Origin of the sequence: Burkholderia sp. BCC1638, from assembly GCF_902833195.1 — a bacterium.
Classification (GTDB): domain Bacteria; phylum Pseudomonadota; class Gammaproteobacteria; order Burkholderiales; family Burkholderiaceae; genus Burkholderia; species Burkholderia diffusa.
This window is the reverse complement of sequence record NZ_CADFEC010000036.1, coordinates 17,180-43,154: the sequence shown is the minus strand read 5'-3', so window position 1 is coordinate 43,154 and position 25,975 is coordinate 17,180. Positions and strand designations below refer to the sequence as shown.

The following is a 25,975-nucleotide window of genomic DNA, read 5'->3' as shown; positions in this document are numbered from 1 at the left end:
GTGGAGGCGTGGCGCAGGATCCCCCGTCCGCACCCGTCGCCGGCGCGCCGCGGGTGCGCCCGATCGCGGCGCCGGGCCGGTTGCACCGGCATCGGTGGGCGATCCGGTTGTGATCCGGCGGGCTTCATGTTAAAAAGCCCGTCCTTTCCGTTTTCGCGCCGGCCATGCAGCGGCACCTTCCCATGACTTACTGCGCGATCGATTTCGGCACGTCCAATTCCGCCGTGGCACTGCCCGACGGCGACGGCATGCGCCTCGCGCCCGTCGAGGGCGACCACCTGACGCTGCCCACCGCGATCTTCTTCAACAACGACGAGCAGACGGTCGAATACGGCCGAGCGGCGCTCGCGTCCTATATCGACGGTTTCGACGGCCGCCTGATGCGCTCGATGAAGAGCATCCTCGGCTCGCCGCTCGCGGAAACCACGACGGATCTCGGCGACGGCAGCGCGATGGCGTACACGGAGATCATCGCGCGCTTCCTGACGCACCTGAAACGCAAGGCCGAAGCGCGCGCCGGCGCGCCGATCGGGCGCGCGGTGCTCGGCCGGCCGGTGTTCTTCGTCGACGACGATCCGCGCGCCGACCGCCTCGCGCAGGACCAGCTCGAAGCGGCTGCGCAGTCGGTCGGTTTCACGGACGTACATTTCCAGTACGAACCGATCGCGGCCGCTTTCGACTACGAGTCACGCCAGCAGGCCGAGCGGCTCGTGCTGGTCGCCGACATCGGCGGCGGCACGTCGGACTTCTCGCTGGTGCGCGTCGGGCCGGAGCGCATGGCGCGCCTCGAGCGCAAGGACGACGTGCTCGCGCACCATGGCGTGCACGTCGCGGGTACCGATTACGACCGTCGCGTCGAGCTGGCGGCGATCCTGCCGGCGTTCGGCTACCGCTCGCTCGATCCCGAGGGGCGCGAGCTGCCGAACCGGATCTATTTCGACCTCGCGACCTGGCATCTGATCAACACGGTCTATACGCCGAAGCGGCTGGGCGAGCTGAAGCTGATGAAGCATCTGTACCAGGACGTCCGGCAGTACGACCGGCTCACGCGCGTGGTCGAGCAACGGCTCGGGCATGCGCTGATGGCGCGCGCGGAAGAAGCGAAGATCGGCGTGGCGGCGGGCGGGGAGACGATGATCGACCTGAACGACGTGGAAGAGGATCTGCAGATCGCGTTCGACGCCGAACGCCTAGTCGATGCGAGCGTGGACGACACCGCGCGCATCGTCGATGCCGCGCGCGAAACGGTGCGGCTTGCGGGTATCGCGCCGCGCGACGTCGGCGCGCTGTATTTCACCGGCGGCTCGACCGGGCTCGCGTTCCTGTCGGGTGCGCTCGCGGGTGCGTTCCCGGATGCGCAGCCGGTGTTCGGCGATCGACTCGCGAGTGTCGCGACCGGGCTCGGCATTCACGCGCAGCGGCTGTTCGGCTGACCGAACGCCATTCGGATCGGCGGCGGCCGCAAGGCTGCCCGCGCCGGAAAACAAAAAGCCCCGCCGAAGCGGGGCTTTTTTACACGAAATATCGCGCCGAACTTAGACCGGACGGATGTTCGCAGCTTGCAGACCCTTCGGGCCCGTCTTCACTTCGAATTCAACCTTCTGGTTTTCTTGCAGCGTCTTGAAGCCTTCGACGCGGATTTCCGAGAAGTGCGCGAACAGATCGTCGCCGCCGCCTTCCGGGGTGATGAAGCCGAAGCCCTTTGCGTCATTGAACCACTTGACGGTACCGGTTGCCATGTTACTTGTTCCTAAAAAGATAAAACGGGGCCGAGGCCCATGGGTGCGGAAAATCAAGGAAGGGGGTAATGGGACCAACCGGAGTACCGTTGATGGGCGAACTACGAAAGAACCAATTCACTCGCCGCTTGAAATCCTGCAACGTCGTTTATACGGCTATTCGGGCGCGCGGTCAACCGTATTTCCATGCACTCAGGGTTATTGCGGAGTTAAGGTTTACAAACCTTGCAAACGACGCGAATTTTTTGTAGGGGCCGAACGATTTTGGCGCCAACTCGCAGGTGCAACCGTTAAACTACGCGCCGCGTGGAAGGGTTGCCCCGATCGGGTGATCCTTCCCCCCAAAATTGCATGCGCGGTGCTATCCGAGCCGATCCCGGACAGCGGGCCGACCATGCTTTTTGAGACATAGGAGAGGATGTGAAGAGTTCTATTCAACGGAACATCGGCCCGTTTGCACTCATGCTGACGGGACTGGGTTCGATTATCGGATCAGGCTGGCTGTTCGGCGCCTGGAAGGCTGCGAAGATTGCCGGTCCGGCGGCGATTTGCGCATGGATCATCGGCGCGGTCGTGATTCTCGCGATTGCACTGACGTATGCCGAACTGGGCGCGATGTTCCCCGAGTCGGGCGGCATGGTGCGCTACGCGCGCTACTCGCATGGGTCGCTGGTGGGCTTCATCAGCGCGTGGGCGAACTGGATCGCGATCGTATCGGTGATTCCGATCGAGGCGGAAGCATCGATCCAGTACATGAGCACGTGGCAGTATCCGTGGGCGCACGCGTTGTTCGTGAACGGCGAGCTGACGACACCCGGCTTGCTGCTGTCGGCCGTGCTGGTCGTCATCTATTTCATGCTGAACTACTGGGGCGTCAAGGCCTTCGCGCGTGCAAACACCGCGATCACGATCTTCAAGTTCCTGATCCCCGGCCTCACGATCCTCGGCCTGATGATGTCGAGCTTCCATTCGGAAAACCTCGGCACCGCGTCGAATGCAAGCTTCGCGCCGTACGGCTGGTCGGCCGTGCTGACCGCGGTCGCGACGAGCGGCATCGTGTTCGCGTTCAACGGCTTCCAGAGCCCGGTGAACCTGGCCGGTGAAGCGCGCAATCCGTCGCGCAGCGTGCCGTTCGCCGTGATCACGTCGATCCTGATCGCACTCGTGATCTACGTGCTGCTGCAGATGGCGTACATCGGCTCGGTGAATCCGGCCGACGTCGCGAAGGGCTGGTCGCACTTCAACTTCTCGTCGCCGTTCGCGGAACTCGCGATCGCGCTGAACCTGAACTGGCTCGCGATCCTGCTGTATGTCGATGCGTTCATCAGCCCGAGCGGCACTGGCACGACCTACATGGCGACGACCACCCGCATGATCTACGCGATGGAGCGTAACAACACGATGCCGAAGATGTTCGGCAACGTGCACCCGATCTACGGCGTGCCGCGCCAGGCGATGTGGTTCAACCTGCTCGTGTCGTTCATCTTCCTGTTCTTCTTCCGCGGCTGGAGCTCGCTCGCGGCGGTGATTTCGGTTGCGACGGTTATCTCGTACCTGACCGGCCCGATCAGCCTGATGGCGCTGCGCCGCGCGGCGACCGACATCGAGCGTCCGCTGTCGATCCCGCTGATGAAGCTGATCGCACCGTTCGCGTTCGTCTGCGCGTCGCTGATCCTGTACTGGGCGAAGTGGCCGCTGACGGGCGAAATCATCCTGCTGATGATCGTCGCGCTGCCGGTGTATTTCTACTTCCAGGCGAAGTCGGGCTGGACCGGCTGGGGCGCCGACCTGAAGGCCGCCTGGTGGCTGGTCGCGTACCTGCCGACGATGGCCGTGCTGTCGCTGATCGGCAGCAAGGAGTTCGGCGGTTACGGCGTGCTGCCGTACGGCTGGGACATGCTGATCGTCGCGGCCATCTCGCTGGTGTTCTACTTCTGGGGCGTGAACACGGGCTACCGAACCCAGTATCTCGACGAGCGTGAGTCGCACGACGAGATCCTCGAAGGGGTCGGTGCCTGACGCCTGACCCGCCACCGGAATCGGCGGTGGCGGAAAGCGTTAAAAAAGCCCGTCCGAGCGCTGCTCGGGCGGGCTTTTTGTTTGCGGCCGCTGGCGGTGTCGCCGGATTCAGGCGGCCGCGCTCGCGAACACGTAGTTCGTCATCGCGAGCACGCGTTGATACGTGCCGAGCGACTGGATGCCGAGCTGGTAGTCGTCGTCGGCCGCGCCGAGCGCGGTGAACACCGGCAGCAGGTGTTCGTCGGTCGGATGCATCAGCGCCGCATGCGGCGCCTGCCGGCGATAGTCGAGCAGCGCGTCGACATCGCGCGCGGCGAGCTTCGCCTCGAACCAGTCGGTGAATTCCGCGACGCGCGGGTCCGCATCCTCGGGTGCCGCGCTGAAATCGGCCGCGCGCAGGTTGTGCGTGATCTGGCCCGAGCCGATCACCATCACGCCTTCGTCGCGCAGCGGCCGCAGTGCGCGGCCGAGCGCGAAGTGATGGGCGGCGTCCGCGCGCGGCTGGATCGACAACTGCGCGACGGGCACGTCGGCCTCCGGGAACATCAGCAGCATCGGCACCCACGCGCCGTGGTCGAGGCCGTGCTCGGTCGTCGCGGTCGGGATGCCGGCTGCATTCAGCAGCGCGGCCGCCCGTTCGGCGACCTCGGGCGCACCTGGCGCCGGGTACTGGATTTCGTACAGCGCGCGCGGGAAGCCGTAGAAGTCGTGGATCGTTTCGGGATGCGCGGCCACGCTCGCGACCGGCTGTTGCGTGCCCCAGTGCGCGGACAGCATCAGCACCGCGCGCGGACGCGGCAATTCGGCGCCGAGGTGCGTGAACGCTCCGGAGGGGAGTGTCGGGTCGATCGGCAGCGTCGGGGCGCCGTGGGACAGGTAAAGCGAGGGCAAGCGGTTCATGGTGGGGAGCCTGCAAAAGGGATTTGCCTGTGACTATAGGCGTACACCAAACATTGATAAACCGGCTAAATAGAATTTGATTGAATCTTGCTTGTTGATAATTGGGCGGCTTCGGGCCTTCGATGGCAGGTCGAGGCTTGAGATTGCCGGATCGAGCGGGAAGGCGGCTGAATCGGCGAAGATGCATGAAGAACGGCGCCGAAGCGCCGTGTCGAGCGGCTTACTCCGCCGGCCGGATGCCAGCCCACGGCGTCGTCATCGGTGCACTGAGTGCGAACAGATCCAGGACGCGGGTGACGGTCTGGTCGACGAGTTCCTCGATCGTCTTCGGCATCGCGTAGAACGCGGGCAGCGGGGGAAACACGATGCCGCCCATTTCCGTCACGGCGGTCATGTTGCGCAAATGCGCGAGGTTGAACGGCGTTTCGCGCACCATCAGCACGAGGCGGCGGCGTTCCTTCAGCGTGACGTCGGCCGCGCGCGTGATCAGGTTGTCCGACAGGCCGTGCGCGACGCTCGCGAGCGTCTTCATCGAGCAGGGCGCGATCACCATCCCGTCGGTCGCGAACGAACCGGATGCGATCGTCGCGCCGACATCGCGCACCGAATGCACGACATCTGCCCGGCTTTCGACCTCGGCCTTCGACAGCTTCAGTTCATGCTGGATATTGAGCCAGCCGGCGTTCGAAACCAGCAGATGCGTTTCGACGCCGCCGGCGGCGCGCAGCAGTTCGAGCAGCCGCACGCCATAGACCGCGCCGGTGGCACCGGTGATCGCGACGATCAGCCGGCGTGGCGGCGCGCTGGGAGATGCCATCGGGAAGGGGACGTTACGCGGCGGCGAACAGTTGCTGCAGTTCGCCGGACTGGTACATCTCCATCATGATGTCCGAGCCGCCGATGAATTCGCCCTTCACGTACAGCTGGGGAATGGTCGGCCAGTTCGAGAATTCCTTGATGCCCTGGCGGATTTCGTCGTCCTCCAGCACGTTGACCGTCTTGAACTGGTCGACGCCGCAGGCCTTCAGCACCTGCACGGCGCGGCCCGAGAAGCCGCACATCGGGAATTGCGCGTTGCCCTTCATGAAGAGCACGACCTGGTTTTCGTCGACGATTTGCTTGATACGTTGTTGGGTGTCCATGACTGACCTTGCGTTTGCGGGGCGTTAGAACGAAATGATAGCGGATTTCAACCGGGCGGGCCGGCCATCAGCCGGGCCGGCGGCCGCCCGTCGTGCGTTCGATCGCGGCCAGATCGGCGAGCGATTCGACCGCGATGAAGCCGCGTGACAGGAGCAATGCGCGCACGGCTTCGGCCTGGTCGTAGCCGTGTTCGATCCACAGCGTGCCGCCGGGCTTCAGATAGGCGCCGGCGCCGGCGACGATCGTGCGGATCGCGCTGAGACCGTCGGCATCGTCGGTGAGCGCGCCGCGCGGCTCGAACCGCAGGTCGCCCTGCACGAGGTGCGGATCGTGCTGCGCGATGTACGGCGGGTTGCTGACGATCGTGTCGAACGCGAGCAGCGGATCGAGCGCGGCGTACCAGTCGCTCTGCAGCCAGTGCAGCGGGCCGCCGGGGCGGCGCGCGTCGAGCAGCTTGTTAGCGTTGCGTTGCGCGACTTCGAGCGCGGCCGGCGAACGGTCGAGCGCCCACACGCGCGCATCGGGCCGTTCGGCGGCGATCGACACGGCGATCGCGCCGCTGCCGGTGCCCAGATCGAGCACCGCCGGATGCGGCCGTCCGTCGATGGCGTCGAGCGCGGCTTCGACGAGCAGTTCGGTTTCCGGGCGCGGGATCAGCACGTCGGGCGTGACGTCGAACGGACGGCCGAAGAATTCGCGCATCCCGACGAGCTGCGCGACCGGCTCACCGGCCGCGCGGCGCGCTTCGAGCGCGTGGTAGCGCGCGATCGCGGCCGGTTCGAGCGGGGCGTCGCCGCGCGTGATCAACTGCGTGCGGGTCCAGCCGAGCGCGTGCGCGAGCAGCACGCGCGCATCGACCGGGTCGAGCGGCGACGCGCGCAGCAGTTCGTCGGCGGTGGTGTCGGGCATCGCGACCTCAGTCGGTGTCGCCGAGCGACGCGAGCAGTTCGGCCTGGTGTTCGGTGACGAGCGCGCCGATCAGTTCGTCGAGATCGCCGTCCATCAGCGCCTCGAGTCGGTACAGCGTCAGGTTGATCCGGTGATCGGTCATCCGGCCCTGCGGGAAGTTGTACGTGCGGATCCGTTCCGAGCGGTCGCCGGAGCCGATCAGGCTCTTGCGCGTCGCCGCTTCCTTCGCGTGCTGCTCGTGATACTGCTTGTCCTTGATGCGCGCGGCGAGCACTTTCAGCGCGCGATCCTTGTTCTTGTGCTGGGAACGGTCGTCCTGGCACTCGACGACGATCCCGGTCGGGATGTGCGTGACGCGCACCGCCGAATCGGTCTTGTTGATGTGCTGGCCGCCCGCGCCCGACGCGCGGAACGTGTCGATCCGCAGGTCGGCCGGATTGATCTCGACCTCGCCGATCTCGTCGGCTTCCGGCATCACCGCGACCGTGCAGGCGGACGTGTGGATGCGCCCCTGCGTCTCGGTCGCCGGCACGCGTTGCACACGATGGCCGCCCGATTCGAACTTCAGGCGCGAGTAGGCGCCCTGGCCCGCGATCCGCACGATCACTTCCTTGTAGCCGCCGAGGTCCGACGGGCTCTCCGACATCATCTCGACCTGCCAGCGCTGGCGTTCCGCGAAGCGCAGGTACATGCGCAGCAGGTCGCCCGCGAACAGCGCCGATTCGTCGCCGCCGGTGCCGGCGCGGATTTCGAGGAAGATGTTGCGGTCGTCGTTCGGGTCCTTGGGCAGCAGCATCTTCTGCAATTCGCCTTCGAGGCGAACCATGCGTTCGCGCGCGCTGCGAATTTCCTCTTCGGCGAAATCGCGCATCGACGCATCGGCGAGCAGTTCCTGCGCGGCCGTCTCGTCGCTGCGCGACTGGCGCCACAGCGCGTATTGCTCGACGACCGGGCCGAGTTCCGCGTGTTCACGCGTCAGCTTGCGGTACTGGTCGAGGTCGGCCGTGACGTTTTCGCGGCTCAGCAGGTCGTTCAGTTCGGCCAGCCGAATAGACAGCTGGTCGAGCTTGCGTTGCATGCTCGTCTTCATGGTGTGGAGCGGCGCTCCCGGGCAAGGGTATTCGGAAAGGATAGGCCGGCTCGCGGCCGGCGGCAGGGCAACCGGCCGGCGCTAGTGGCCGGACTGGTCGTTCGAGCGAGGCGCGTGCTGGTAGAAGCCGCGCATCAGGTCGATCAGCGAATCGCGGTCGGCGCCGTTTACGCGGTTGAGCGCGCTCGTCGGGCCGTGGATCAGCTTGTTGGTGAGCGCCTGCGACAGCGCTTCGAGGACTGCCGCCGGATCGTCGCCGCGCGCGAGCAGCTTTTGCGCCTTCTCGACTTCCGCGCGGCGCAGCGCGTCGGCCTGCGTATGCATGTGACGAATCACCGGCACGACGCTACGCGTGTCGAGCCACTGCATGAAATTCTGCACGCGCGTCTCGATGATCGTCTCGGCTTGCGCAACCGCGGCCTGGCGCGATGCGTTGCCTTCGCGCACGATCGCGCCGAGATCGTCGACGGTGTAGAGGAACACGTCCTTCAGCTTGCCGACTTCCGGCTCGATGTCGCGCGGTACCGCGAGGTCGACCATGAAGATCGGCCGATGACGGCGTGCCTTCACCGCGCGTTCGACCGCGCCGAGGCCGATGATCGGCAGCGTCGACGCGGTGCACGACACGATGATGTCGAATTCGTGCATGCGGGCGGGCAGATCCGACAGCGGCATCGCGCGGCCGTTGAAGCGTTCGGCGAGCCGCTGGCCGCGTTCGGCCGTGCGGTTCGCGACGACGAGCTCGCGCGGGCTCTGCGCGGCGAAGTGCGTCGCGCACAGCTCGATCATCTCGCCGGCGCCGATGAACAGCACGCGCTGATCCGAAACCTTTTCGAAGATGCGCTGTGCGAGGCGGACGGCGGCGGCGGCCATCGACACCGACTGCGCGCCGATCTCGGTCGTGCCGCGCACTTCCTTCGCGACAGCGAACGTGCGCTGGAACAGCTGGTTCAGGTAGGTGCCGAGCGCGCCGGCTTCCGTCGCGGTGCGCACCGCGTCCTTCATCTGGCCCAGAATCTGCGTTTCACCGAGCACCATCGAGTCGAGGCCAGACGCGACGCGGAATGCGTGCCGGACCGCTTCCGACTGCGGCAGCGCGTAGACGTGCGGCGCGAGCTCGTCGACCGGAATCCGGTGGTACTCCGACAGCCAGCGAATCGCCCCCTCGCGTGCGGCACGATCATCGGTGGCGCAATAGAGTTCGGTGCGGTTGCAGGTGGAGAGGATCGCCGCTTCGGGCGCATTGGGCGCCTGGGGGCCGAGGAACACGTTCTTGAACGTGACGAGAGCCGGCTTGATTTGCTCGAGCGGAAACGCCACGCGTTCGCGCAGGGCGACAGGCGCAGTGTGGTGGTTGATTCCGATCGTGAGGAGTTGCATATCGAGGGCTATCGTTTAGCGGCATATTATAGCGTTTCGGTGATTTCCTCACCCGCGGCATACCGGGCATCAGCATGGCGTGGCCTCGAATTTGGGGGCTCGATCGGCACGCGGTCGAGCTGATAGCCGAAGCCGTAGAGCGGCAGAAGCCGGTAGCCATGCTCGGGAAGTAGCTGCAGCTTGCTGCGCAGCCGGGACGCGTGCGTATCGAGCGTGCGCGACTTCATGTCGCGGCGGCGGGCCCACACGGTTTCGAGGATATGAGCGCGCGACACGGGCCGGGACAGGTTCGCGAACAGCAGTTGCGCGAAGCGGAACTCCTTCGGCGTGAGCGCGACGACCACGTCGCCGAAGCGCACGAGGCCGTGGGTCGCATCGAAGGCGTATTCGCCATACATTTCGCGCGACCGATTCGGCGGCCGCCGGACGCCTGCGCGCCGGCTCAGTGCATTCACCCGTGCGAGCAGCTCGGGCCCGCTCACCGGGCGCACGAGGCAGTCGTCGGCGCCCGCGTGCAGGCATGACACGACTTCGCTTTCGCGCGGCAGTTGCATCACGGCGATGGCCGGCAGGCCGGGCAGGATCGCTTGCGCACGCGGAATGACTTCCTCGGCCGGCTGATCGCCGGCCCAGTTGCCGGTGATCAGCATGTCGCAGGTATCGGTGGCGAGCCACTCGAAGAACGCGGTGCTGGACGGAAACGCGTGGCACACGTGACCGCCGGCGAAGAGCAGGCGGTTCAGGAGCGCAGCATGACGTGCCTCCGGATCGATCAGGGCGATTCGCATGAGGATTTCTTCAATACGGCTGCCGGTGCGCGCTTGCCATAACGTCGGGTCGGCCCCTACACTCGAATGTTCGCGGCGCCCGGCTGGTCTCGGGTTCGATGGATGAATCGATGCTAGTCGCTGGCAACGTTCACGCCTATGGGACGAATCTGAATTTATAGAAGGCGTCGAATGAACTGGTTTGGAATCCTTGTCCTGGGAGCGGCCGTCGGGCTGTTCGGCCGGTGGCTGCATCCGATGCGGCGCACGGGCCGGCCGGCATGGTGGATCGCGGTGCTCGTCGGCATCGCAGGCGCCGCCGCCGCGCGCATGGCCGGCAATCTCTCTGGACTGTTTTACGATGGCGAAACGCTCGAATGGCCGGTCTGCACCGGTGTCGCGTTCCTCGCCGTAGCCGTGACGGTCGCGGTGTCTGCCCGTCGCTGAAAGCTCTCAGGTGAAATCATGAATGCCCGTCTCCCCGAAGTCTCGTCGGTGCCGGCTCGCCTCGCGCTGCTGCGCGGCGCGATGGTCCGCGAGGACCTGGCCGCCTATCTCGTGCCGTCCGCCGATCCTCACCTGTCCGAGTACCTGCCCGAACGCTGGCAGGCGCGCCGCTGGCTGTCCGGTTTCACGGGCTCGGTCGGCACGCTGGTCGTGACCGCGGATTTCGCGGGCTTGTGGGTCGACAGCCGTTACTGGGTGCAGGCCGAGGCGGAACTCGCCGGCACGGGCGTCCAGCTGATGAAGATGACAGGCGGGCAGCAAAGCGCGCCGCATGTCGACTGGCTCGCGCAGAACGTGCCGGCCGGTGCGACGGTCGGCGTCGACGGTGCCGTGCTCGGCGTCGCGGCGGCACGCGCGCTGACGGCCGCGCTGAGCGCGCGCGGCATCGCGCTGCGCACCGATCTCGACCTGCTCGATGCGATCTGGCCGGAGCGCCCGGGGCTGCCGGGCGATGCGGTGTTCGAGCACGTGGCGCCGCAGGCCGACACGACGCGCGCAAGCAAGCTCGCCGAAGTGCGCCGCGCGATGCACGCGCAGGGCGCGCAATGGCATTTCGTGTCGACGCTCGACGATCTCGCGTGGCTGTTCAACCTGCGCGGCGCCGACGTCAATTTCAACCCCGTGTTCGTCGCGCACGCGATGATCGGCGCCGACCGCGCGACGCTGTTCGTCGCCGACGGCAAGGTGTCGCCGGCGCTGGCCGCGTCGCTCGCGCGGGACGGCGTCGAGGTCCGCGCGTATGACGCCGCGCGCGCGGCGCTCGCGGCGCTGCCCGACGGCGCGACGCTGCTGATCGACCCGCGCCGAGTGACGTTCGGCACGCTCGAGGCCGTGCCGGCCGGCGTGAAGCTGGTCGAGGCCGTGAACCCGTCGACGTTCGCGAAGTCGCGCAAGACGTCCGCCGAGATCGAGCATGTGCGCGTGACGATGGAGCACGACGGCGCCGCGCTCGCCGAATTCTTCGCGTGGTTCGAGCAGGCGGTGAACCGCGAGAAGATCACCGAGCTGACGATCGACGAGCAGCTCACGGCCGCGCGCGCGCGGCGCCCCGGCTACGTGTCGCCGAGCTTCGCGACGATCGCCGGCTTCAACGCGAACGGTGCGATGCCGCACTATCGCGCGACGCCCGAGTCGCACGCGACGATCGCCGGCGACGGCCTGCTGCTCGTCGATTCGGGCGGCCAGTACACGACCGGCACGACCGACATCACGCGCGTCGTGCCGGTCGGCACGGTCAGCGACCTGCAGCGCCGCGATTTCACGATCGTGCTGAAGTCGATGATGGCGCTGTCGCGTGCACGTTTCCCGCGCGGCATTCGCTCGCCGATGCTCGACGCGATCGCGCGCGCGCCGATGTGGGCGGCCGGGCTCGACTACGGCCACGGCACCGGCCACGGCGTCGGCTACTTCCTGAACGTGCACGAGGGCCCGCAGGTCATCTCGCACTACGCGCCGGCCGAGCCGTACACCGCGATGGAAGAGGGAATGATCACGTCGATCGAGCCGGGCGTGTACCGGCCCGGCAAATGGGGCATCCGGATCGAGAACCTGGTCGTGAACCGCGCGGGCGGGCAGACCGAGTTCGGCGACTTCCTCGCGTTCGAGACGCTGACGCTGTGTCCGATCGACACGCGCTGCGTGCTGGTCGAGATGCTGCATGAAGAAGAGCGCGCGTGGCTGAACACGTATCACGCGACCGTGCGCGAGCGCGTCGGCCGGCACGTGAGCGGCGACGCGAAGGCGTGGCTCGACGCGCGCACGCAGCCGATCTGACGCGACGCGCAACGAGCGACAACGGCCGCGCGACGGCCGGACCATGATCGAGAGGGCAACCGATGGCAGACACCGCAGTGATCGTGATCGACATGCAGCGCGGACTGGTGCAGCGGGCACGGCCCGCGTACCGGCTCGACGACGTCGTGTCGGGCATTAACCGGCTGACGGCGGCGGCGCGCGCGGCGAACGCGCCCGTGTGCTTCGTGCAGCACGACGGCGACGCGGACGACGATATCGTGCCCGGCACGCCAGGCTGGGCGCTGCATGAGGAACTGATCGTCGGGCGTGCCGACTGGCACATCCGCAAGCAGATGAGCGATTCGTTCCACGACACGCCGCTCGCCGCGCAGCTCGACGGCCACGGCATCCGTTCGGTGCTGATCTGCGGTTATGCGACCGAGTTCTGCGTCGATTCGGCCGCGCGCCGCGCAGCACTGCTCGGCTACCGGACGACCGTCGTGTCCGACCTGCACACGACGAACGAGCGCACGCACCTGTCGGCCGCGCAGATCGTCGCGCATCACCACTTCGTGTGGGAAAACAATACGCTGTCGGGCAATTCGGTGACGCCGCGTCCGCTTGCCGACGTGCTCGCCACGGAGTTCGCATGACGATCAAGGCGGTGGTGTTCGATTTCGGCGGCGTGCTGATCGACTGGAGCCCCGAGTATCTGTACCGGCAACTGATTCCGGACGAAGCCGAGCGCCGCTGGTTCCTCACGCACGTGTGCGCGATGGACTGGGTGATCCGCCAGGACGGCGGGCAGACGATCGACGAAGGAACGAGCGAGCTCGTCGCGAAGTTTCCGGCGCACGAGGCGCTGATCCGCGCGTTCTACGCGCGCTGGCACGAGATGATCGGCGGTGTGCTCGACGAAGGCGCCGCGCTGGTCGACCGGCTCGATGCGCAGGGAATGCCGCTCTTCGGGCTGACCAACTGGTCCGCGCAGACGTTTCCGTATGCGTGGGACAACTTCCCGGTGCTGCGGCGCTTCAAGGACATCGTCGTGTCCGGCCGCGTGAAGCTCGTGAAACCCGATCCGGCGATCTACCGCGAAATGCATGCGCGGATCGATCCGTTCCTGCCGGGCATCGCGCCACACGAACTCGTGTTCATCGACGACAACGCGAAGAACGCGGCGGCCGCGACGGCGCTCGGCTGGCACGGCATTCATCACACGAGCGCGGCCGCGACCGAGGCGCGTTTGCGCGAGCTGGGCGCGCTCGCGTAGTCTCCCGGCAGCCCACGTCAGACGGATGAAAAAAAAGCGGGCCATGAGCCCGCTTTCTTGTTTTGCCGAACCGGCAGCGGCCGCTTTCCGCATCCGGCTTCGCGTTGCCGCGCTGCCGGGTGCACGGGCCGCGCCGTTCAGCGGCTGATCGGCTTGTAGCGCAGACGCTTCGGCTTCGCGGCTTCCTCGCCGAGGCGCGCACGCTTGTCGGCTTCGTATTCCTGGTAGTTGCCGTCGAAGAACGTGACCTGCGAATCGCCTTCGAACGCGAGGATGTGCGTCGCGATCCGGTCGAGGAACCAGCGATCGTGCGAGATCACCATCACCGAGCCCGCGAATTCGAGCAGCGCGTCTTCCAGCGCGCGCAGCGTTTCGACGTCGAGGTCGTTGGACGGTTCGTCGAGCAGCAGCACGTTGCCGCCGGAGATCAGCGTCTTCGCGAGGTGCAGGCGGCCGCGTTCGCCGCCGGACAGGTTGCCGACGATCTTCTGTTGATCGCCGCCCTTGAAGTTGAAGCGGCCGATGTATGCCCGCGACGGCGTTTCGTACTTGCCGACCGTCAGCACGTCGGCGCCGCCCGAGATTTCCTCGAACACCGTCTTCGAGCCGTCGAGCGCGTCGCGGCTCTGGTCGACGTACGCGAGCTTCACGGTCGGGCCCATCACGACTTCGCCCGAATCCGGTTGTTCCTTGCCGGTCAGCATCTTGAACAGCGTCGACTTGCCGGCGCCGTTCGGGCCGATGATGCCGACGATCGCGCCGGCCGGAATCTTGAAGTTCAGGTTGTCGATCAGCAGACGGTCGCCGAACGACTTGCTGACGTTCTTGAACTCGATCACTTCATTGCCGAGGCGGTCGCCGACCGGAATGAAGATTTCCTGCGTTTCGTTGCGCTTCTGGTATTCCTGGCTGTTCAGCTCCTCGAAGCGCGCGATACGCGCCTTCGACTTCGCCTGGCGGCCCTTCGGGTTCTGGCGCACCCACTCCAGCTCCTTCTTGATCGCCTTTTGGCGCGCCGATTCAGACGCTTCTTCCTGCTTCAGGCGCTCTTCCTTCTGGTCGAGCCAGCTGCTGTAGTTGCCCTTCCACGGAATGCCGTGGCCGCGATCGAGTTCGAGAATCCACTCGGCCGCGTTGTCGAGGAAGTAGCGATCGTGGGTGACGGCGACGACCGTGCCCGGGAAACGCACCAGGAACTGCTCGAGCCAGTCGACCGATTCGGCGTCGAGGTGGTTGGTCGGTTCGTCGAGCAGCAGCATGTCGGGCTTCTCGAGCAGCAGCTTGCACAGCGCGACGCGGCGCTTTTCGCCGCCCGACAGGTGCTCGATCTTCGCGTCCCACGCCGGCAGGCGCAGCGCGTCGGCGGCCACTTCGAGCTGCTGCTCGGGGCTGCCGCCGTCGCTCGACGCGAGGATCGCTTCGTACTTCGCCTGCTCGGCCGCGAGTGCGTCGAAGTCGGCGTCCGGTTCCGCATATGCGGCGTAGATTTCCTCGAGCTTCTTGTTCGCCTGGAACAGGTCGCCGAGGCCTTCCTCGACGGCTTCGCGCACGGTTTTCGTCGGGTCGAGCTGCGGTTCCTGCGGCAGGTAGCCGATGTTCAGGTTCGGCATCGGCGTCGCTTCGCCTTCGATTTCGTTGTCGACGCCCGCCATGATGCGGATCAGCGTCGACTTGCCCGAGCCGTTCAGGCCGAGCACGCCGATCTTCGCGCCGGGAAAGAACGACAGCGAGATGTCCTTCAGGATCTGGCGCTTGGGCGGCACGATCTTGCCGACCCGGTTCATCGTGAAAACGTATTGGGCCATTTGGGTGTGAAAGTCAGAAAGGGTTGAGACTGCCGCGCAGCGCGCGGGCGTGCGTGGCGTCGGGTGATTCGGTACGGAGCGTGCCGCGCGGGGCGCGGCGGTGTCGCCGCGGGTTGGCGGCGCGAGCGCGTATTGTACTTCGCCGTCGGCTGCCGCTGGCGCCGCGCAGGCCATCCGGCCGACCCGCGTTCACAGCCACGCGGCGACGCCGCCGTGCCCCGAGCAGGTGCCGCGCCGATGGCGGCTGAAGCTGTACGTGCCGTCGCGGCAGCGCGCGCTCGCGCCTTCGGGCACGCGGCCCGATTTCGAGTGGGCCGGCGCATGGACGGTGTCGCCGTCGCGATTGCGGTACGTGTCGTGCCGGTCGAGGTCGGCCTCGTTGGCGTAGCCGGGCGACGCGCGATACGCATGCGCCGCGGGCGGCAGGGCGGCGCACGCGACGAACAGCGCGACCGACAGGGTCGCGATGCGCGTCATGCGGCGAAGCAGGGCAGGCATGGTCGCTCTCCGGATGTCGTTGTCGGTTGCGGGCCGCATGTTAGCCGATCGGCCGACGATCGTCGTCGCCGCCCTGCGGGGCAGCGACGCTACGCCGCGCCGGTCATCGACGCCGCTCCGTCGGCCAGTGCGGCCTCGAGAATCCATCGGCGGAACGCGGCGACTTTCGCGCGTTCCGCATGATGCGGCGGATAGACGAGGTAGTACGCGAAATCGTCGAGCCACGCGACGTCGGCCAGCTGCACGAGCCGGCCGCTCGCGAGCTCGTTGCGCACCATCGCCGCCGGCAGCAGGCCGGCGCCCTGGCCGGCGAGGATCGCCTGCAGCAACAGGCCGGAATCGTCGAATGCGGGGCCGCGCGGCGGGCCGAAATCGGCGATTCGCTGCGCGTCGAACCAGATGTGCCAGCCCTTGCGCTCGGCGTCATGCAGATGCGGCCATCCGGCCAGGTCGGCGGGTGTGGCCGGCATGCCCAGCCGCGCGACGAGTGTCGGCGCCGCGAGCGCGACGATCTCCACGGTCAGCAGCCGTTCGCTGCAGAGGCCGATGTAGCGGCCGAGACCGTGACGGATCGCGACGTCGACGCCGTCGCGCGAGAAATCGGCGAGCGCGTGGCTCGTGACGATCTGCAGGTCGACGCCCGGGCACGCGTCGCGAAACTGCGCGAGGCGCGGCACGAGCCACGCGGACGCAAAAAAGGGTGTGACGCTCACCGTCAGCACGCTGCTGTCGGCGGCACCCGACACGCGCTGCGACGCGTCGGCGATTTGCCGGAACGCGTTGCGCACGGGCGGCAAGTAGTCGCGGCCCGCTGCGGTCAGCAGGATGCCGCGATTCACGCGCTCGAACAGCTGTACGCCGAGGTGCGCCTCGAGCGTGCGGATCATCTGGCTCACCGCACCCGGCGTGACCGACAACTCCTCGGCCGCCGATTTCACCGACAGGTGGCGGGCGGCCGCCTCGAACGCACGCAACGCGTTGAGCGGTGGCAGGCGGGAACGGATCATTGAGTTTTTCTAAATCGAAAGACCGACGAAATATCGTTTGAGGCGACGAGCATGCACGAGTACCGTTGTTGCATTGGATCGTATCGTCGTGAGCGGGTTTTGCGCTGTCGATGCGATCAACATAGTTCAACTATATCCATGAGGCAATCCGGGCGCCGTGCTGCGTCCGGCGGAACCTGAGAGGAGGATCGTCATGAACGGCCTGCGCGCATCGCGCGTCTTCTACGGCTGGTATGTGGTGGCGGCGGCGTTCGCCGTCACGTTCGTCGGCTTCGGCAGTGCATACACGTTCAGCGCGTTCGTCGAATCGCTGCAGCGTGATTTCACGGCATCGCGCGGGCAGATCTCGCTCGTGTTCTCGCTGGCCGGCTTCCTGTATTTCGGCTTCGGCATCGTCAGCGGCCCGCTTGCTGATCGCTTCGGCTCCCGGCGGCTCGCCGTCGCCGGCATGTTGCTGACGGCCGCCGGTCTCGCGGCGGCCGGTGCCGCGCATACGCTGCTGCAGGTCTATGTCGCGTACGGGCTCGGTGTCGGCCTCGGCGTCGGCTGCGCGTACGTGCCGGCCGTCGGCGCCGTGCAACGCTGGTTCGTGCGGCGGCGCGGCTTCGCGTCGGGGCTCGCGGTCGCGGGGATCGGCGTCGGCACGCTCGTGATGCCGCCGCTCGCATCCGCGCTGATCGCGCACGTCGGCTGGCGCGGCGCGTACGTCACGCTCGCGGCGATCGCGGTGGTCGTGGGTGCGGGCATGTCACTGCTGATCGAGAACGATCCGCGCGGGCGCGGATTGCTGCCCGACGGCGATGCGGCGCGTGCGCAATCGGGCGACGGGCTGGCTGGTGCCGCTTCATCCGCGCCCGCCGGCGCGACCGTGCGCGAAGCCGTCACGTCGCGGCCGTTCGCGAGCCTGTATGCGGCATGCCTCGTTTGCTCGTTCGGCGTGTTCGTGCCGTTCGTGCATCTCGTGCCGTACGCGCTCGATCATGGCGTCGCGCCGTCGACGGCCGTGCTGCTGCTCGGCGCGATCGGTGTCGGCAGCACGGCAGGGCGCTTCTTCCTCGGCGGCGTCGCCGACCGCTTCGGCCGCCGCGCGTCGCTGCTCGCGATGTTCGCAGGCATGGCCGTCGCGCTCGTCGCGTGGGCCGGCGCCGGGAGCGTCGCGACGCTGGCCGCGTTCGCACTCGTGTTCGGCGTGTTCTACGGTGGCTGGGTCGCCGTGCTGCCGGCCGTCGTGATGGACTACTTCGGCGGCCGCAACGTGAGCGCGATCATCGGCATGCTGTACACGAGCGTCGCGTTCGGCACGCTGATCGGGCCTGCTGCCGCCGGTTTCATCTACGATGCGGGCGGCGGCTATCTCGTGCCGATCCTGGCCAGCGCGGCCGCGAATGCGATTGCGTTCGCGATCGTTGCGGCCACCGGTCGCGCGCCGCTGGCGGCGCACGCGGCCGGCCGCTAGACATGCGTCGCCGGGCGCGCGGCCGGACGCCGCTTGGCTAGGCGTCTGCCACAATTTCCGCTACGTTGTCCGGGACGTCGATTACCAACGGGCGGAGGCGCATCGTGACATTCGATGAAGTTCGGCGGATCGCGCTGGCATGGCGGGGTGTCGAGGAAGGCACGTCGTACGGGACGCCCGCACTCAGGGTGAAGGGCAAGATGCTCGCGCGCCTGCGCGAGGACGGCGACACGCTCGTCGTGAAGGGCGTCGGCCCCGACGAGCGCGCGTGGCTGATCGACTCAGAGCCCGACGTGTATTACGTAACCGACCACTATGCGGGCTGGCCGATCGTGCTGGTGCGCCTGTCGGCCGCGCATCCTGACGCCGTGAAAAACCTGCTCCTGCGAGAATGGCACGCGATCGTGCCGGCCAAATGGCGGGACGCAGGGCCGGGCGGCGCGACCTGAGCATCCGGCGCAGCGCCTGCGCGGCACGCAAGCCTCGTCGACGGAATGCGTTCGTTGCGGTGTCGCGCGGGCGTGTCTCAGCGCACATTTCCCGATCTGGCACCGCGCAAGCGGACGCCGAACCGGACCAAGCGTTGCATCGGTTCGCGTCGATGCAACAAGTGGTTCCATCGAAATTCTTCAATTGGTTCTTAGTCAAGAACCGTTTGATGCTTACACTCCTTCGCTTCGAAGGCGGCTGACCGACAGCCGACGGAAAGGGCGCACGCGATGCGCCGGCGCCCCGTGTGCCGCATCGCACCCGCAGCTTCGCAGACTGCGTCGCGCACCGACCGGAACAGGCCCGATCCGGCTCCCTGCCCGCGTGCCGCGCATGCGCGGCGGGCTGCCGGATTCAACAACGACAAATCCCGCGCCGCCTTCACGCGACACCCGGTCATATCGGAACCGTTTTTTGGAGAGAGACACATGAGTGGAAGCAACACAGGCCTCGGCACCGGTCTGAAGCAGCGTCACGTGACGATGATGTCGATTGCCGGCGTCATCGGCGCCGGTTTGTTCGTCGGCTCCGGCCACGCGATCGCGGAAGCCGGCCCGGCTTCGATCCTCGCGTATGCGATCGCAGGCGTCCTGGTCGTGCTGGTGATGCGCATGCTCGGCGAGATGGCCGTCGCGCATCCGGACAGCGGTTCGTTCTCGACCTATGCCGATCGCGCGATCGGTCACTGGGCCGGCTTCACCATCGGCTGGCTGTACTGGTGGTTCTGGGTGCTCGTGATCCCGATCGAGGCGACGGCCGCCGCGACCATTCTCAATGCGTGGTTCCCCGGCGTCGCGACCTGGATCTTCGCGCTCGGCATCACGTTGCTGCTGACGATCACCAACCTCTTCTCGGTCAAGAACTACGGCGAATTCGAATTCTGGTTCGCGCTGATCAAGGTCGTCGCGATCGTCGTGTTCCTCTGCATCGGCGGCGCGGCAATCGTCGGTATCGTGCCCGCGCCGGCCGTATCGGGCGTGTCGAACCTCTTCGCGCACCAGGGCTTCATGCCGAACGGCGCCGGCGCGGTGCTCGCGGCGATGCTGACGACGATGTTCTCGTTCCTCGGCACCGAGATCGTGACGATTGCGGCCGCCGAGTCGGACAACCCGCAGCGCCAGATCGTGCGTGCGACGAACTCCGTCATCTGGCGTATCACGCTGTTCTATCTCGGCTCGATCCTCGTCGTCGCGGCCATCGTGCCGTGGAACGATCCGCTGCTGCCGAAGCACGGCTCGTATCAGCGCGCGATGGAGCTGATCGGCGTTCCGAACGCGAAGGCGATCATCGACGTGATCGTGCTCGTGTCGGTCGCGAGCTGCCTGAATTCCGCGCTGTACACCGCGTCGCGGATGCTGTTCTCGCTGTCGAAGCGCAAGGACGCGCCCGCGTTCCTGCACGGCACCGATTCGACCGGCACGCCGCGCGCGGCCGTGCTCGCATCGACCGCATTCGGTTTCGTGACCGTGATCGCGAACTATCTGATGCCGGAGCAGGTGTTCGGCTTCCTGCTGGCGACGTCGGGCGCGATCGCGCTGCTGGTATATCTCGTGATCGCGATCTCGCAGCTGCGGATGCGCAAGACGCTCGAATCGGGCGGCGCCGACCTGACGCTGCGGATGTGGCTGTTCCCGTGGCTCACGTGGGCGGTGATCCTGTTCATCTGCGGCACGCTGACCGTGATGTTCGTCAGCGAGGAACACCGGATGGAAGTCGGTGCGACGGCCGTGCTCGCGCTGCTCGTGCTGTTTGCTTCGTGGTTGAACAAGCGCGGTCGTGATGCGCGCGCAGGTGCAGGGCGGCGGGTGTCGGCGACGTGATGACGATCCGAAGGCGGGCAGGGTGCTCGCCTTGGGCCGACGGGCAAGTCCGTGAATGAAAAATGGGCCGATTGGCATTTGCCAATCGGCCCATTTGCTTTTCGTGCCGGATGCGCATCGCGCGATGCCGCGCGTATCGCACGGCATCCGCATTGCACGTATCAGACGTTGAACAGGAAGTTCATCACATCGCCGTCGTGCACGACGTATTCCTTCCCTTCCGCGCGCATCTTGCCGGCTTCCTTCGCACCCTGTTCGCCCTTGTACGCGACGAAATCGTCGAATGCGATCGTCTGCGCGCGAATGAAGCCGCGCTCGAAATCGGTATGGATCACGCCGGCCGCTTGCGGCGCGGTATCGCCGATGTGAATCGTCCACGCGCGCACTTCCTTCACGCCCGCGGTGAAGTAAGTCTGCAGGCCGAGCAGCTTGAAGCCCGCGCGGATCACGCGGTCGAGGCCCGGCTCTTCCATGCCCATGTCGGCGAGGAACGCTTCCTTGTCCGCATCGTCGAGATCGGCGATTTCCGCTTCGATCGCCGCGCACACCGCGACCACCGGCGAATTCTCGCTTTCCGCGTACTTGCGCACCGCTTCGAGGTGCGGGTTGTTCTCGAAGCCGTCGTCCTTCACGTTCGCGACGTACATGGCCGGCTTCGCGGTGATCAGGCAGAACGGCTTGAGCAGCGCCTGCTCGTCGTCCGACAGATCGAGGCCGCGCACGGCCTTGCCCTGGTCGAGATGCGCGCGAACCTTTTCGAGCACCGCGGCGAGCTTCACCGCTTCCTTGTCGTTGCCCGACTTCGCGGCCTTCGAGTAGCGCGTGAGCGCCTTCTCGACGGTGCCGAGGTCGGCGAGCGCGAGTTCGGTGTTGATCACTTCGATGTCGTCGATCGGGCTGACCTTGCCGGCGACGTGGATGACGTTGTCGTCCTCGAAGCAACGCACGACGTGCGTGATCGCATCGGTTTCGCGGATGTTCGCGAGAAACTGGTTGCCGAGGCCTTCACCCTTGCTGGCGCCCGCGACGAGGCCCGCGATGTCGACGAATTCGACGACGGCCGGCACGATGCGCTCGGGGTTGATGATTTCGGCGAGCGCCTTCAGGCGCGCGTCCGGCACCTCGACGATGCCAACGTTCGGTTCGATCGTGCAGAACGGGTAGTTCTCGGCGGCGATGCCGGCCTTGGTCAGCGCATTGAACAGGGTGGACTTGCCGACGTTGGGCAAGCCGACGATGCCGCATTTGAGACTCATGGAATCCTTCGGACGGGTAAGGCGGCGCGGCCGGACAGGGCACGGCGGCGCGGGAAAATAGGGACGGCCGGCGCGTGGGGCGCGGCGGGCCGACGTTCAAAGGCGCTATTGTACCGTGCCGACGCCCCGGTTTCCGGCCTTCCCCCGAATGCCCGATGCGACGGGCCGCCGCGCTGCCGGGCCGGCTCGCGATTATGCTGATTTCCCGCAAAGTCCGGCCGCGTAAGGGATTGGCCCCACGGCTATAATGCCCGCCATGACTGCCCACCACACCTTCGACGTCGCCGTGGTCGGCGGCGGGCTCGTCGGCAAGACAGCCGCGCTCGCGCTGACCCAGTCCGGCTACAAGACCGCCTTGCTCGCCCAGCCGGCCACGCCGCGCCCCGCCGATCTCGCGTTCGACACGCGCATCTACGCGCTGTCGTCCAGCTCGCAGGCATTGCTGGAGCGGCTGCGGGTCTGGCAGGCGCTTGACCATGGCCGGCTCGCGCCGGTCTACGACATGCGCGTATACGGCGATGCGCACGCGGAACTGCATTTCTCCGCGTACCAGGCTTCCGTGCCGCAACTGGCCTGGATCGCCGAATCGTCGCTGATCGAGACGTCGCTCGACGCAGCGCTGCGGTTCCAGCCGAACCTCACGTGGTTCGATGCGCGCGCGCAGGGCTTCGACGTGCGCGACGACGCGGCCGTGCTCACGCTGTCGTCGGGCCAGGTGCTCGAAGCGGACCTCGTGGTCGGTGCGGACGGCGCGCATTCGTGGGTGCGCTCGCAAATGGGGGCCAAGGTCGAGCGGCGCGATTACCGGCAGACGGGCGTCGTCGCGAACTTCAAGGCGTCGCTGCCGCACCGCGAGACGGCCTGCCAGTGGTTTCACGAAGGCGAGATCATCGCGTTGCTGCCGCTGCCGGACGGTCACGTATCGCTCGTGTGGTCCGCGCACACCGCGCACGCGGACGAACTGCTTACGCTCGATCCCGCGCAGCTCGCGGCCGAAGTCGAGCGCGTGTCGCATGGCCAGCTCGGCGCGCTCGAATGCGTGACGCCGGCGGCCGGCTTCCCGCTCGCGCTGCAGACCGTCGACAAGCTGATCGCCCCGCGTGTCGCGCTGGTCGGCGATGCCGCACACCTGATCCACCCGCTCGCGGGGCAGGGGATGAACCTCGGGCTGCGCGACGTCGCGGCGCTCGCCGACGCGATCGCGAACAAGGAGAGCTTCCGCAACCTCGGCGATACGGTGCTGCTGCGCCGCTACGAGCGTTCGCGCCGCGAGGACATCCGCGCGCTGATGGTCGCGACCGACGGGCTGCAGCGGCTGTTCGCTGTGCCCGGCTCCCTTGCGAAGGCGGTGCGCAATGCCGGTATGGCGTTCGTCGGTGCGCAACCGCTCGTGAAGCGCTGGCTCGTGTCGGCCGCGCTCGGCTGATCGAACCTTCGCGCCTTCGGCCTGTCGGACAGGGTTCCGTTACGGCGTACACTGTGACGTGCACCCCGATTGAGCTGAAGGAACTACAGGATGAAAAAAACGATCCGCATCGCATCGCTGGCGCTGGCCGTCACGATGGCGACGCTCGGCTGCACCGCGCAGGCCGACCAGACCACCGACAAGCTGAAAGCCACGCTGCAAGCGCGACTCGGCAACGACGCACCGATCAAGAGCGTGTCGAAATCGCCGGTCGCGGGCCTGTACGAAGTGAACCTCGGCACGCAGATCATCTATAGCGATGCCGCCGGCGACTACGTGCTGCTCGGCGATCTCGTCGACACCAAGACGCACAAGAACCTGACCGACGCGCGCCTGTCCGACCTCAACAAGATCGACTTCGCGAGCCTGCCGTTCGCGAACGCGATCAAGGTCGTCAAGGGCAACGGCGCACGCAAGATCGCGGTGTTCTCCGATCCGAACTGCCCGTACTGCAAGCGCCTCGAGACGACGCTGCAGTCGATCGACAACGTGACCGTCTACACGTTCCTGTACCCGGTTCTGTCGCCCGATTCGACCGCGAAGTCGAAGGCGATCTGGTGCGCGACCGACCGCGCGAAATCCTGGGAAGGCTGGATGCTCGACCATCGCGTGCCGACCGGCGCCGGCACCTGCGATACGACCGCGCTCGACAAGAACCTCGCGCTCGGCCGCGGGATGAACGTCACCGGCACGCCGACGATCTTCCTGCCCGACGGCCGCCGCCTGCCGGGCGCGGTGTCGGCCGATCAGCTGAACCAGGCGCTCGCGTCGAGCAAGTAACCGACCGACACGCCGGGCCGCATGGCCCGGCCAGCGAGGGGCGCCCGCGACATCCGCCGGCGCCTCTCTTCGTTTCCGCCGCCGTATTCCGTCCGATTTTCGTCCGATTCCCACGATGACCCAGCCGATCCGTTATTCGATTGCCCCGAAAGATCTTGCCGCGCACCTGTTCGAAGTGTCGGTGACGGTCGCCGATCCCGATCCCGAAGGCCAGCGCTTCTCGCTGCCGGTGTGGATTCCGGGCAGCTACCTCGTGCGCGAGTTCGCGCGCAACATCGTGACGCTCGCCGCGTTCAACGACGCGGGCCGCAAGGTGCGGATCGCGAAAACCGACAAGAACACGTGGCAGGCCGCGCCGGTGAACGGCGCGCTCACGCTGCGCTACGACGTGTACGCGTGGGACCTGTCGGTCCGCTCCGCGTATCTCGACGAATCGGGCGGCTTCTTCAATGCCACGGCCGTGTTCCTGAGCGTTGCCGGCCGCGAGGATGCGCCGTGCGAGGTCGACATCGCGAAACCGGCGGGCCCGGCGTTCCGCGCGTGGCGCGTCGGTACGTCGCTGCCCGAGGCGCGCGGCACCCGGCGCTACGGGTTCGGCGCGTACCGCGCGTCGAACTACGACGAACTCGCCGACCATCCGGTGACGATCGGCGAATTCGCGCTGGCGACGTTCGACGCGCACGGCGTGCCGCACGACATCGTGGTCGCCGGGCGCGTGACGCAGCTCGACATGGAGCGGCTGCGCGCCGACCTGAAGCGCGTGTGCGAGGCGCAGATCGCGCTGTTCGAGCCGAAATCGAAAAAGGCGCCGATGGACCGCTACGTGTTCATGACGCTCGCGGTCAGCGACGGTTACGGCGGCCTCGAGCACCGTGCGTCGACCGCGCTGATCTGCAACCGCACCGATCTGCCGGTGAAGGGCAGGCCGGAAACGACGGAAGGCTATCGCACGTACCTCGGCCTGTGCAGCCACGAGTATTTCCATACGTGGAACGTGAAGCGCATCAAGCCGGCCGCGTTCGTGCCGTACGACCTCGCGCGCGAAAACTACACGTCGCTGTTGTGGCTGTTCGAGGGCTTCACGTCGTATTACGACGATCTGATGCTCGTGCGCAGCGGGCTGATGTCGCAGGACGAATATTTCGCGGCGCTCGGCCGTACCGTCGGCGGTGTGCTGCGCGGCACAGGGCGGCTGAAGCAGAGCATCGCGGAAAGCTCGTTCGACGCGTGGATCAAGTACTACCGCCAGGACGAGAACGCGACCAACGCGATCGTCAGCTACTACACGAAGGGTTCGCTCGTTGCGCTCGCGTTCGATCTCGCGATCCGCGCGCAGACGCGCAACCGCAAGTCGCTCGACGACGTGATGCGCTTGCTGTGGCAACGCTACGGACGCGAGTTCTATCGCGGCAAGCAGGCGGGCGTCGAGGAAAACGAGGTCGAGACGCTGATCGAGGAAGCGACGGGCGTCGCGCTCGGCCGGCTGTTCGCCGACGCCGTGCACGGCACGCGCGACCTGCCGCTCGCCGACCTGCTCGCGCCGTTCGGCGTGACGCTCGCGCCCGAGGTCGCGCCTGGCGCGGCTGCGAAGCCGACGATCGGCGCGCGCCCGCGCGGCGGCGCGGACTGCACGCTGGCGGCGGTTTACGAAGGCGGCGGTGCGCATCGCGCGGGGCTGTCGGCCGGCGACACGCTGATCGCGCTCGACGGATTGCGCGTCACCGGCACGAACCTCGACACGCTGCTCGCACGCTACCGCCCGGGCGACAAGGTCGAGGTGCACGCATTCCGCCGCGACGAGCTGCGGACCGCGAAGCTGAAGCTCGACGGCCCGGAAGTCGCGCGCTACCGGCTGACGGCGGCCGCCAAGCCGGCTGCCGCGCACAAGGCCCGGGAAGCCTGGCTGAAGGGCTGAGCATGCGCGAGCGGGTTTCGGGG

At 66.9% G+C, this 25,975-nt stretch carries 24 protein-coding genes; 12 read left to right on the top strand and 12 right to left on the bottom strand.

What is annotated here, in order from left to right; all coding sequences use genetic code 11:
* Window positions 1-182 precede the first annotated feature (182 nt).
* Window positions 183-1,433: an Hsp70 family protein gene (locus HWX22_RS27985; RefSeq protein ID WP_059820576.1), complete on the top strand. Its 1,251-nt coding sequence runs from the start codon at window positions 183-185 to the stop codon at window positions 1,431-1,433.
* Window positions 1,434-1,535: 102 nt separating this feature from the next.
* On the opposite strand, the gene HWX22_RS27980 is transcribed toward HWX22_RS27985, so the two are convergent.
* Window positions 1,536-1,739: a cold-shock protein gene (locus tag HWX22_RS27980; RefSeq protein ID WP_006477070.1), complete on the bottom strand. Its 204-nt coding sequence runs from the start codon at window positions 1,737-1,739 to the stop codon at window positions 1,536-1,538.
* A 420-nt stretch (window positions 1,740-2,159) separates the two neighbouring features.
* Here HWX22_RS27980 and HWX22_RS27975 point away from each other — a divergent pair, with 420 nt between their 5' ends.
* Complete coding sequence (locus tag HWX22_RS27975) at window positions 2,160-3,758, top strand: APC family permease (RefSeq protein WP_175908384.1); 1,599 nt, start codon at window positions 2,160-2,162, stop codon at window positions 3,756-3,758.
* Window positions 3,759-3,866: 108 nt separating this feature from the next.
* Here HWX22_RS27975 and HWX22_RS27970 read toward each other — a convergent pair whose 3' ends face one another.
* The 7 genes from HWX22_RS27970 to HWX22_RS27940 all read right to left on the bottom strand — a co-directional run bounded on the left by HWX22_RS27970 (window position 3,867) and on the right by HWX22_RS27940 (window position 9,968).
* Window positions 3,867-4,658 (bottom strand): class III extradiol ring-cleavage dioxygenase, encoded by a 792-nt coding sequence (locus HWX22_RS27970; protein WP_175916829.1) that lies wholly within the window; start codon window positions 4,656-4,658, stop codon window positions 3,867-3,869.
* Between the two features lie 220 nt (window positions 4,659-4,878).
* On the bottom strand, window positions 4,879-5,475 hold the full coding sequence (locus HWX22_RS27965) for a UbiX family flavin prenyltransferase (protein ID WP_059692331.1): 597 nt from the start codon (window positions 5,473-5,475) through the stop codon (window positions 4,879-4,881).
* 13 nt (window positions 5,476-5,488) lie between these two features.
* On the bottom strand, window positions 5,489-5,800 hold the full coding sequence (grxD, locus tag HWX22_RS27960; RefSeq protein WP_011883132.1) for a Grx4 family monothiol glutaredoxin: 312 nt from the start codon (window positions 5,798-5,800) through the stop codon (window positions 5,489-5,491).
* Window positions 5,801-5,867: 67 nt separating this feature from the next.
* The gene (prmC, locus tag HWX22_RS27955) at window positions 5,868-6,710 is read right to left on the bottom strand and encodes a peptide chain release factor N(5)-glutamine methyltransferase (protein WP_175916828.1); all 843 of its coding nucleotides are present in this window, start codon (window positions 6,708-6,710) and stop codon (window positions 5,868-5,870) included.
* A gap of 7 nt (window positions 6,711-6,717) precedes the next feature.
* Window positions 6,718-7,800 (bottom strand): peptide chain release factor 1, encoded by a 1,083-nt coding sequence (gene prfA / locus HWX22_RS27950; protein ID WP_059532743.1) that lies wholly within the window; start codon window positions 7,798-7,800, stop codon window positions 6,718-6,720.
* An 81-nt stretch (window positions 7,801-7,881) separates the two neighbouring features.
* Window positions 7,882-9,180: a glutamyl-tRNA reductase gene (gene hemA / locus HWX22_RS27945; protein WP_059465273.1), complete on the bottom strand. Its 1,299-nt coding sequence runs from the start codon at window positions 9,178-9,180 to the stop codon at window positions 7,882-7,884.
* A 26-nt stretch (window positions 9,181-9,206) separates the two neighbouring features.
* Window positions 9,207-9,968, bottom strand: a complete 762-nt coding sequence (locus HWX22_RS27940; RefSeq protein WP_175916827.1) for a response regulator transcription factor — start codon at window positions 9,966-9,968, stop codon at window positions 9,207-9,209.
* A 171-nt stretch (window positions 9,969-10,139) separates the two neighbouring features.
* Between HWX22_RS27940 and HWX22_RS27935 the strand changes: the two genes are divergently transcribed.
* The 4 genes from HWX22_RS27935 (at window position 10,140) to HWX22_RS27920 (ending at window position 13,461) form a co-directional block, all read left to right on the top strand.
* On the top strand, window positions 10,140-10,394 hold the full coding sequence (locus HWX22_RS27935) for a hypothetical protein (RefSeq protein ID WP_059449757.1): 255 nt from the start codon (window positions 10,140-10,142) through the stop codon (window positions 10,392-10,394).
* 18 nt (window positions 10,395-10,412) lie between these two features.
* A complete protein-coding gene (locus HWX22_RS27930; protein WP_059532737.1) occupies window positions 10,413-12,227 on the top strand; it encodes an aminopeptidase P family protein in 1,815 nt (604 codons plus the stop codon).
* A gap of 62 nt (window positions 12,228-12,289) precedes the next feature.
* On the top strand, window positions 12,290-12,841 hold the full coding sequence (locus HWX22_RS27925; RefSeq protein WP_175916826.1) for a cysteine hydrolase family protein: 552 nt from the start codon (window positions 12,290-12,292) through the stop codon (window positions 12,839-12,841).
* Entirely contained in the window at window positions 12,838-13,461 is a 624-nt protein-coding gene (locus HWX22_RS27920) for an HAD-IA family hydrolase (protein ID WP_059532732.1), read from the top strand. The genes HWX22_RS27925 and HWX22_RS27920 overlap by 4 nt, the downstream gene beginning before the upstream one ends.
* A 137-nt stretch (window positions 13,462-13,598) precedes the next feature.
* Here HWX22_RS27920 and ettA read toward each other — a convergent pair whose 3' ends face one another.
* From ettA to gcvA, 3 genes are all read right to left on the bottom strand, one after another.
* Window positions 13,599-15,266: an energy-dependent translational throttle protein EttA gene (ettA, locus tag HWX22_RS27915; RefSeq protein WP_059532730.1), complete on the bottom strand. Its 1,668-nt coding sequence runs from the start codon at window positions 15,264-15,266 to the stop codon at window positions 13,599-13,601.
* A 189-nt stretch (window positions 15,267-15,455) separates the two neighbouring features.
* Window positions 15,456-15,764 (bottom strand): DUF3761 domain-containing protein, encoded by a 309-nt coding sequence (locus HWX22_RS27910; protein WP_175916825.1) that lies wholly within the window; start codon window positions 15,762-15,764, stop codon window positions 15,456-15,458.
* 89 nt (window positions 15,765-15,853) lie between these two features.
* On the bottom strand, window positions 15,854-16,771 hold the full coding sequence (gene gcvA / locus HWX22_RS27905; RefSeq protein ID WP_175916824.1) for a transcriptional regulator GcvA: 918 nt from the start codon (window positions 16,769-16,771) through the stop codon (window positions 15,854-15,856).
* A 193-nt stretch (window positions 16,772-16,964) separates the two neighbouring features.
* Here gcvA and HWX22_RS27900 point away from each other — a divergent pair, with 193 nt between their 5' ends.
* From HWX22_RS27900 to gabP, 3 genes are all read left to right on the top strand, one after another.
* Complete coding sequence (locus HWX22_RS27900; protein ID WP_175916823.1) at window positions 16,965-18,227, top strand: MFS transporter; 1,263 nt, start codon at window positions 16,965-16,967, stop codon at window positions 18,225-18,227.
* A gap of 104 nt (window positions 18,228-18,331) precedes the next feature.
* Window positions 18,332-18,676 (top strand): MmcQ/YjbR family DNA-binding protein, encoded by a 345-nt coding sequence (locus HWX22_RS27895; protein ID WP_059820565.1) that lies wholly within the window; start codon window positions 18,332-18,334, stop codon window positions 18,674-18,676.
* Window positions 18,677-19,144: 468 nt separating this feature from the next.
* Window positions 19,145-20,536: a GABA permease gene (gene gabP, locus HWX22_RS27890; RefSeq protein WP_175916822.1), complete on the top strand. Its 1,392-nt coding sequence runs from the start codon at window positions 19,145-19,147 to the stop codon at window positions 20,534-20,536.
* Window positions 20,537-20,697: 161 nt separating this feature from the next.
* Here the strand turns inward: gabP and ychF are convergent, their stop codons facing one another.
* Entirely contained in the window at window positions 20,698-21,792 is a 1,095-nt protein-coding gene (gene ychF, locus HWX22_RS27885; protein WP_059820563.1) for a redox-regulated ATPase YchF, read from the bottom strand.
* A gap of 247 nt (window positions 21,793-22,039) precedes the next feature.
* Between ychF and HWX22_RS27880 the strand changes: the two genes are divergently transcribed.
* From HWX22_RS27880 to HWX22_RS27870, 3 genes are all read left to right on the top strand, one after another.
* The gene (locus HWX22_RS27880) at window positions 22,040-23,218 is read left to right on the top strand and encodes a UbiH/UbiF family hydroxylase (protein WP_059702630.1); all 1,179 of its coding nucleotides are present in this window, start codon (window positions 22,040-22,042) and stop codon (window positions 23,216-23,218) included.
* Window positions 23,219-23,308: 90 nt separating this feature from the next.
* Entirely contained in the window at window positions 23,309-24,037 is a 729-nt protein-coding gene (locus HWX22_RS27875) for a DsbC family protein (RefSeq protein ID WP_059532711.1), read from the top strand.
* Window positions 24,038-24,152: 115 nt separating this feature from the next.
* The gene (locus tag HWX22_RS27870; protein WP_175908379.1) at window positions 24,153-25,952 is read left to right on the top strand and encodes a PDZ domain-containing protein; all 1,800 of its coding nucleotides are present in this window, start codon (window positions 24,153-24,155) and stop codon (window positions 25,950-25,952) included.
* The last annotated feature ends 23 nt before the right edge of the window (window positions 25,953-25,975 follow it).

Excerpts from the sequence above, each read along its gene's own strand:
- HWX22_RS27985 (WP_059820576.1), top strand. The coding sequence starts at position 183 with ATGACTTACTGCGCGATCGATTTCGGCACGTCCAATTCCGCCGTGGCA.
- HWX22_RS27980 (WP_006477070.1), bottom strand. The coding sequence starts at position 1,739 with ATGGCAACCGGTACCGTCAAGTGGTTCAATGACGCAAAGGGCTTCGGC.
- HWX22_RS27970 (WP_175916829.1), bottom strand. The coding sequence starts at position 4,658 with ATGAACCGCTTGCCCTCGCTTTACCTGTCCCACGGCGCCCCGACGCTG.
- HWX22_RS27965 (WP_059692331.1), bottom strand. The coding sequence starts at position 5,475 with ATGGCATCTCCCAGCGCGCCGCCACGCCGGCTGATCGTCGCGATCACC.
- grxD (WP_011883132.1), bottom strand. The coding sequence starts at position 5,800 with ATGGACACCCAACAACGTATCAAGCAAATCGTCGACGAAAACCAGGTC.
- prmC (WP_175916828.1), bottom strand. The coding sequence starts at position 6,710 with ATGCCCGACACCACCGCCGACGAACTGCTGCGCGCGTCGCCGCTCGAC.
- prfA (WP_059532743.1), bottom strand. The coding sequence starts at position 7,800 with ATGAAGACGAGCATGCAACGCAAGCTCGACCAGCTGTCTATTCGGCTG.
- hemA (WP_059465273.1), bottom strand. The coding sequence starts at position 9,180 with ATGCAACTCCTCACGATCGGAATCAACCACCACACTGCGCCTGTCGCC.
- HWX22_RS27940 (WP_175916827.1), bottom strand. The coding sequence starts at position 9,968 with ATGCGAATCGCCCTGATCGATCCGGAGGCACGTCATGCTGCGCTCCTG.
- HWX22_RS27935 (WP_059449757.1), top strand. The coding sequence starts at position 10,140 with ATGAACTGGTTTGGAATCCTTGTCCTGGGAGCGGCCGTCGGGCTGTTC.
- HWX22_RS27930 (WP_059532737.1), top strand. The coding sequence starts at position 10,413 with ATGAATGCCCGTCTCCCCGAAGTCTCGTCGGTGCCGGCTCGCCTCGCG.
- HWX22_RS27925 (WP_175916826.1), top strand. The coding sequence starts at position 12,290 with ATGGCAGACACCGCAGTGATCGTGATCGACATGCAGCGCGGACTGGTG.
- HWX22_RS27920 (WP_059532732.1), top strand. The coding sequence starts at position 12,838 with ATGACGATCAAGGCGGTGGTGTTCGATTTCGGCGGCGTGCTGATCGAC.
- ettA (WP_059532730.1), bottom strand. The coding sequence starts at position 15,266 with ATGGCCCAATACGTTTTCACGATGAACCGGGTCGGCAAGATCGTGCCG.
- HWX22_RS27910 (WP_175916825.1), bottom strand. The coding sequence starts at position 15,764 with ATGCCTGCCCTGCTTCGCCGCATGACGCGCATCGCGACCCTGTCGGTC.
- gcvA (WP_175916824.1), bottom strand. The coding sequence starts at position 16,771 with ATGATCCGTTCCCGCCTGCCACCGCTCAACGCGTTGCGTGCGTTCGAG.
- HWX22_RS27900 (WP_175916823.1), top strand. The coding sequence starts at position 16,965 with ATGAACGGCCTGCGCGCATCGCGCGTCTTCTACGGCTGGTATGTGGTG.
- gabP (WP_175916822.1), top strand. The coding sequence starts at position 19,145 with ATGAGTGGAAGCAACACAGGCCTCGGCACCGGTCTGAAGCAGCGTCAC.
- ychF (WP_059820563.1), bottom strand. The coding sequence starts at position 21,792 with ATGAGTCTCAAATGCGGCATCGTCGGCTTGCCCAACGTCGGCAAGTCC.
- HWX22_RS27880 (WP_059702630.1), top strand. The coding sequence starts at position 22,040 with ATGCCCGCCATGACTGCCCACCACACCTTCGACGTCGCCGTGGTCGGC.
- HWX22_RS27875 (WP_059532711.1), top strand. The coding sequence starts at position 23,309 with ATGAAAAAAACGATCCGCATCGCATCGCTGGCGCTGGCCGTCACGATG.
- HWX22_RS27870 (WP_175908379.1), top strand. The coding sequence starts at position 24,153 with ATGACCCAGCCGATCCGTTATTCGATTGCCCCGAAAGATCTTGCCGCG.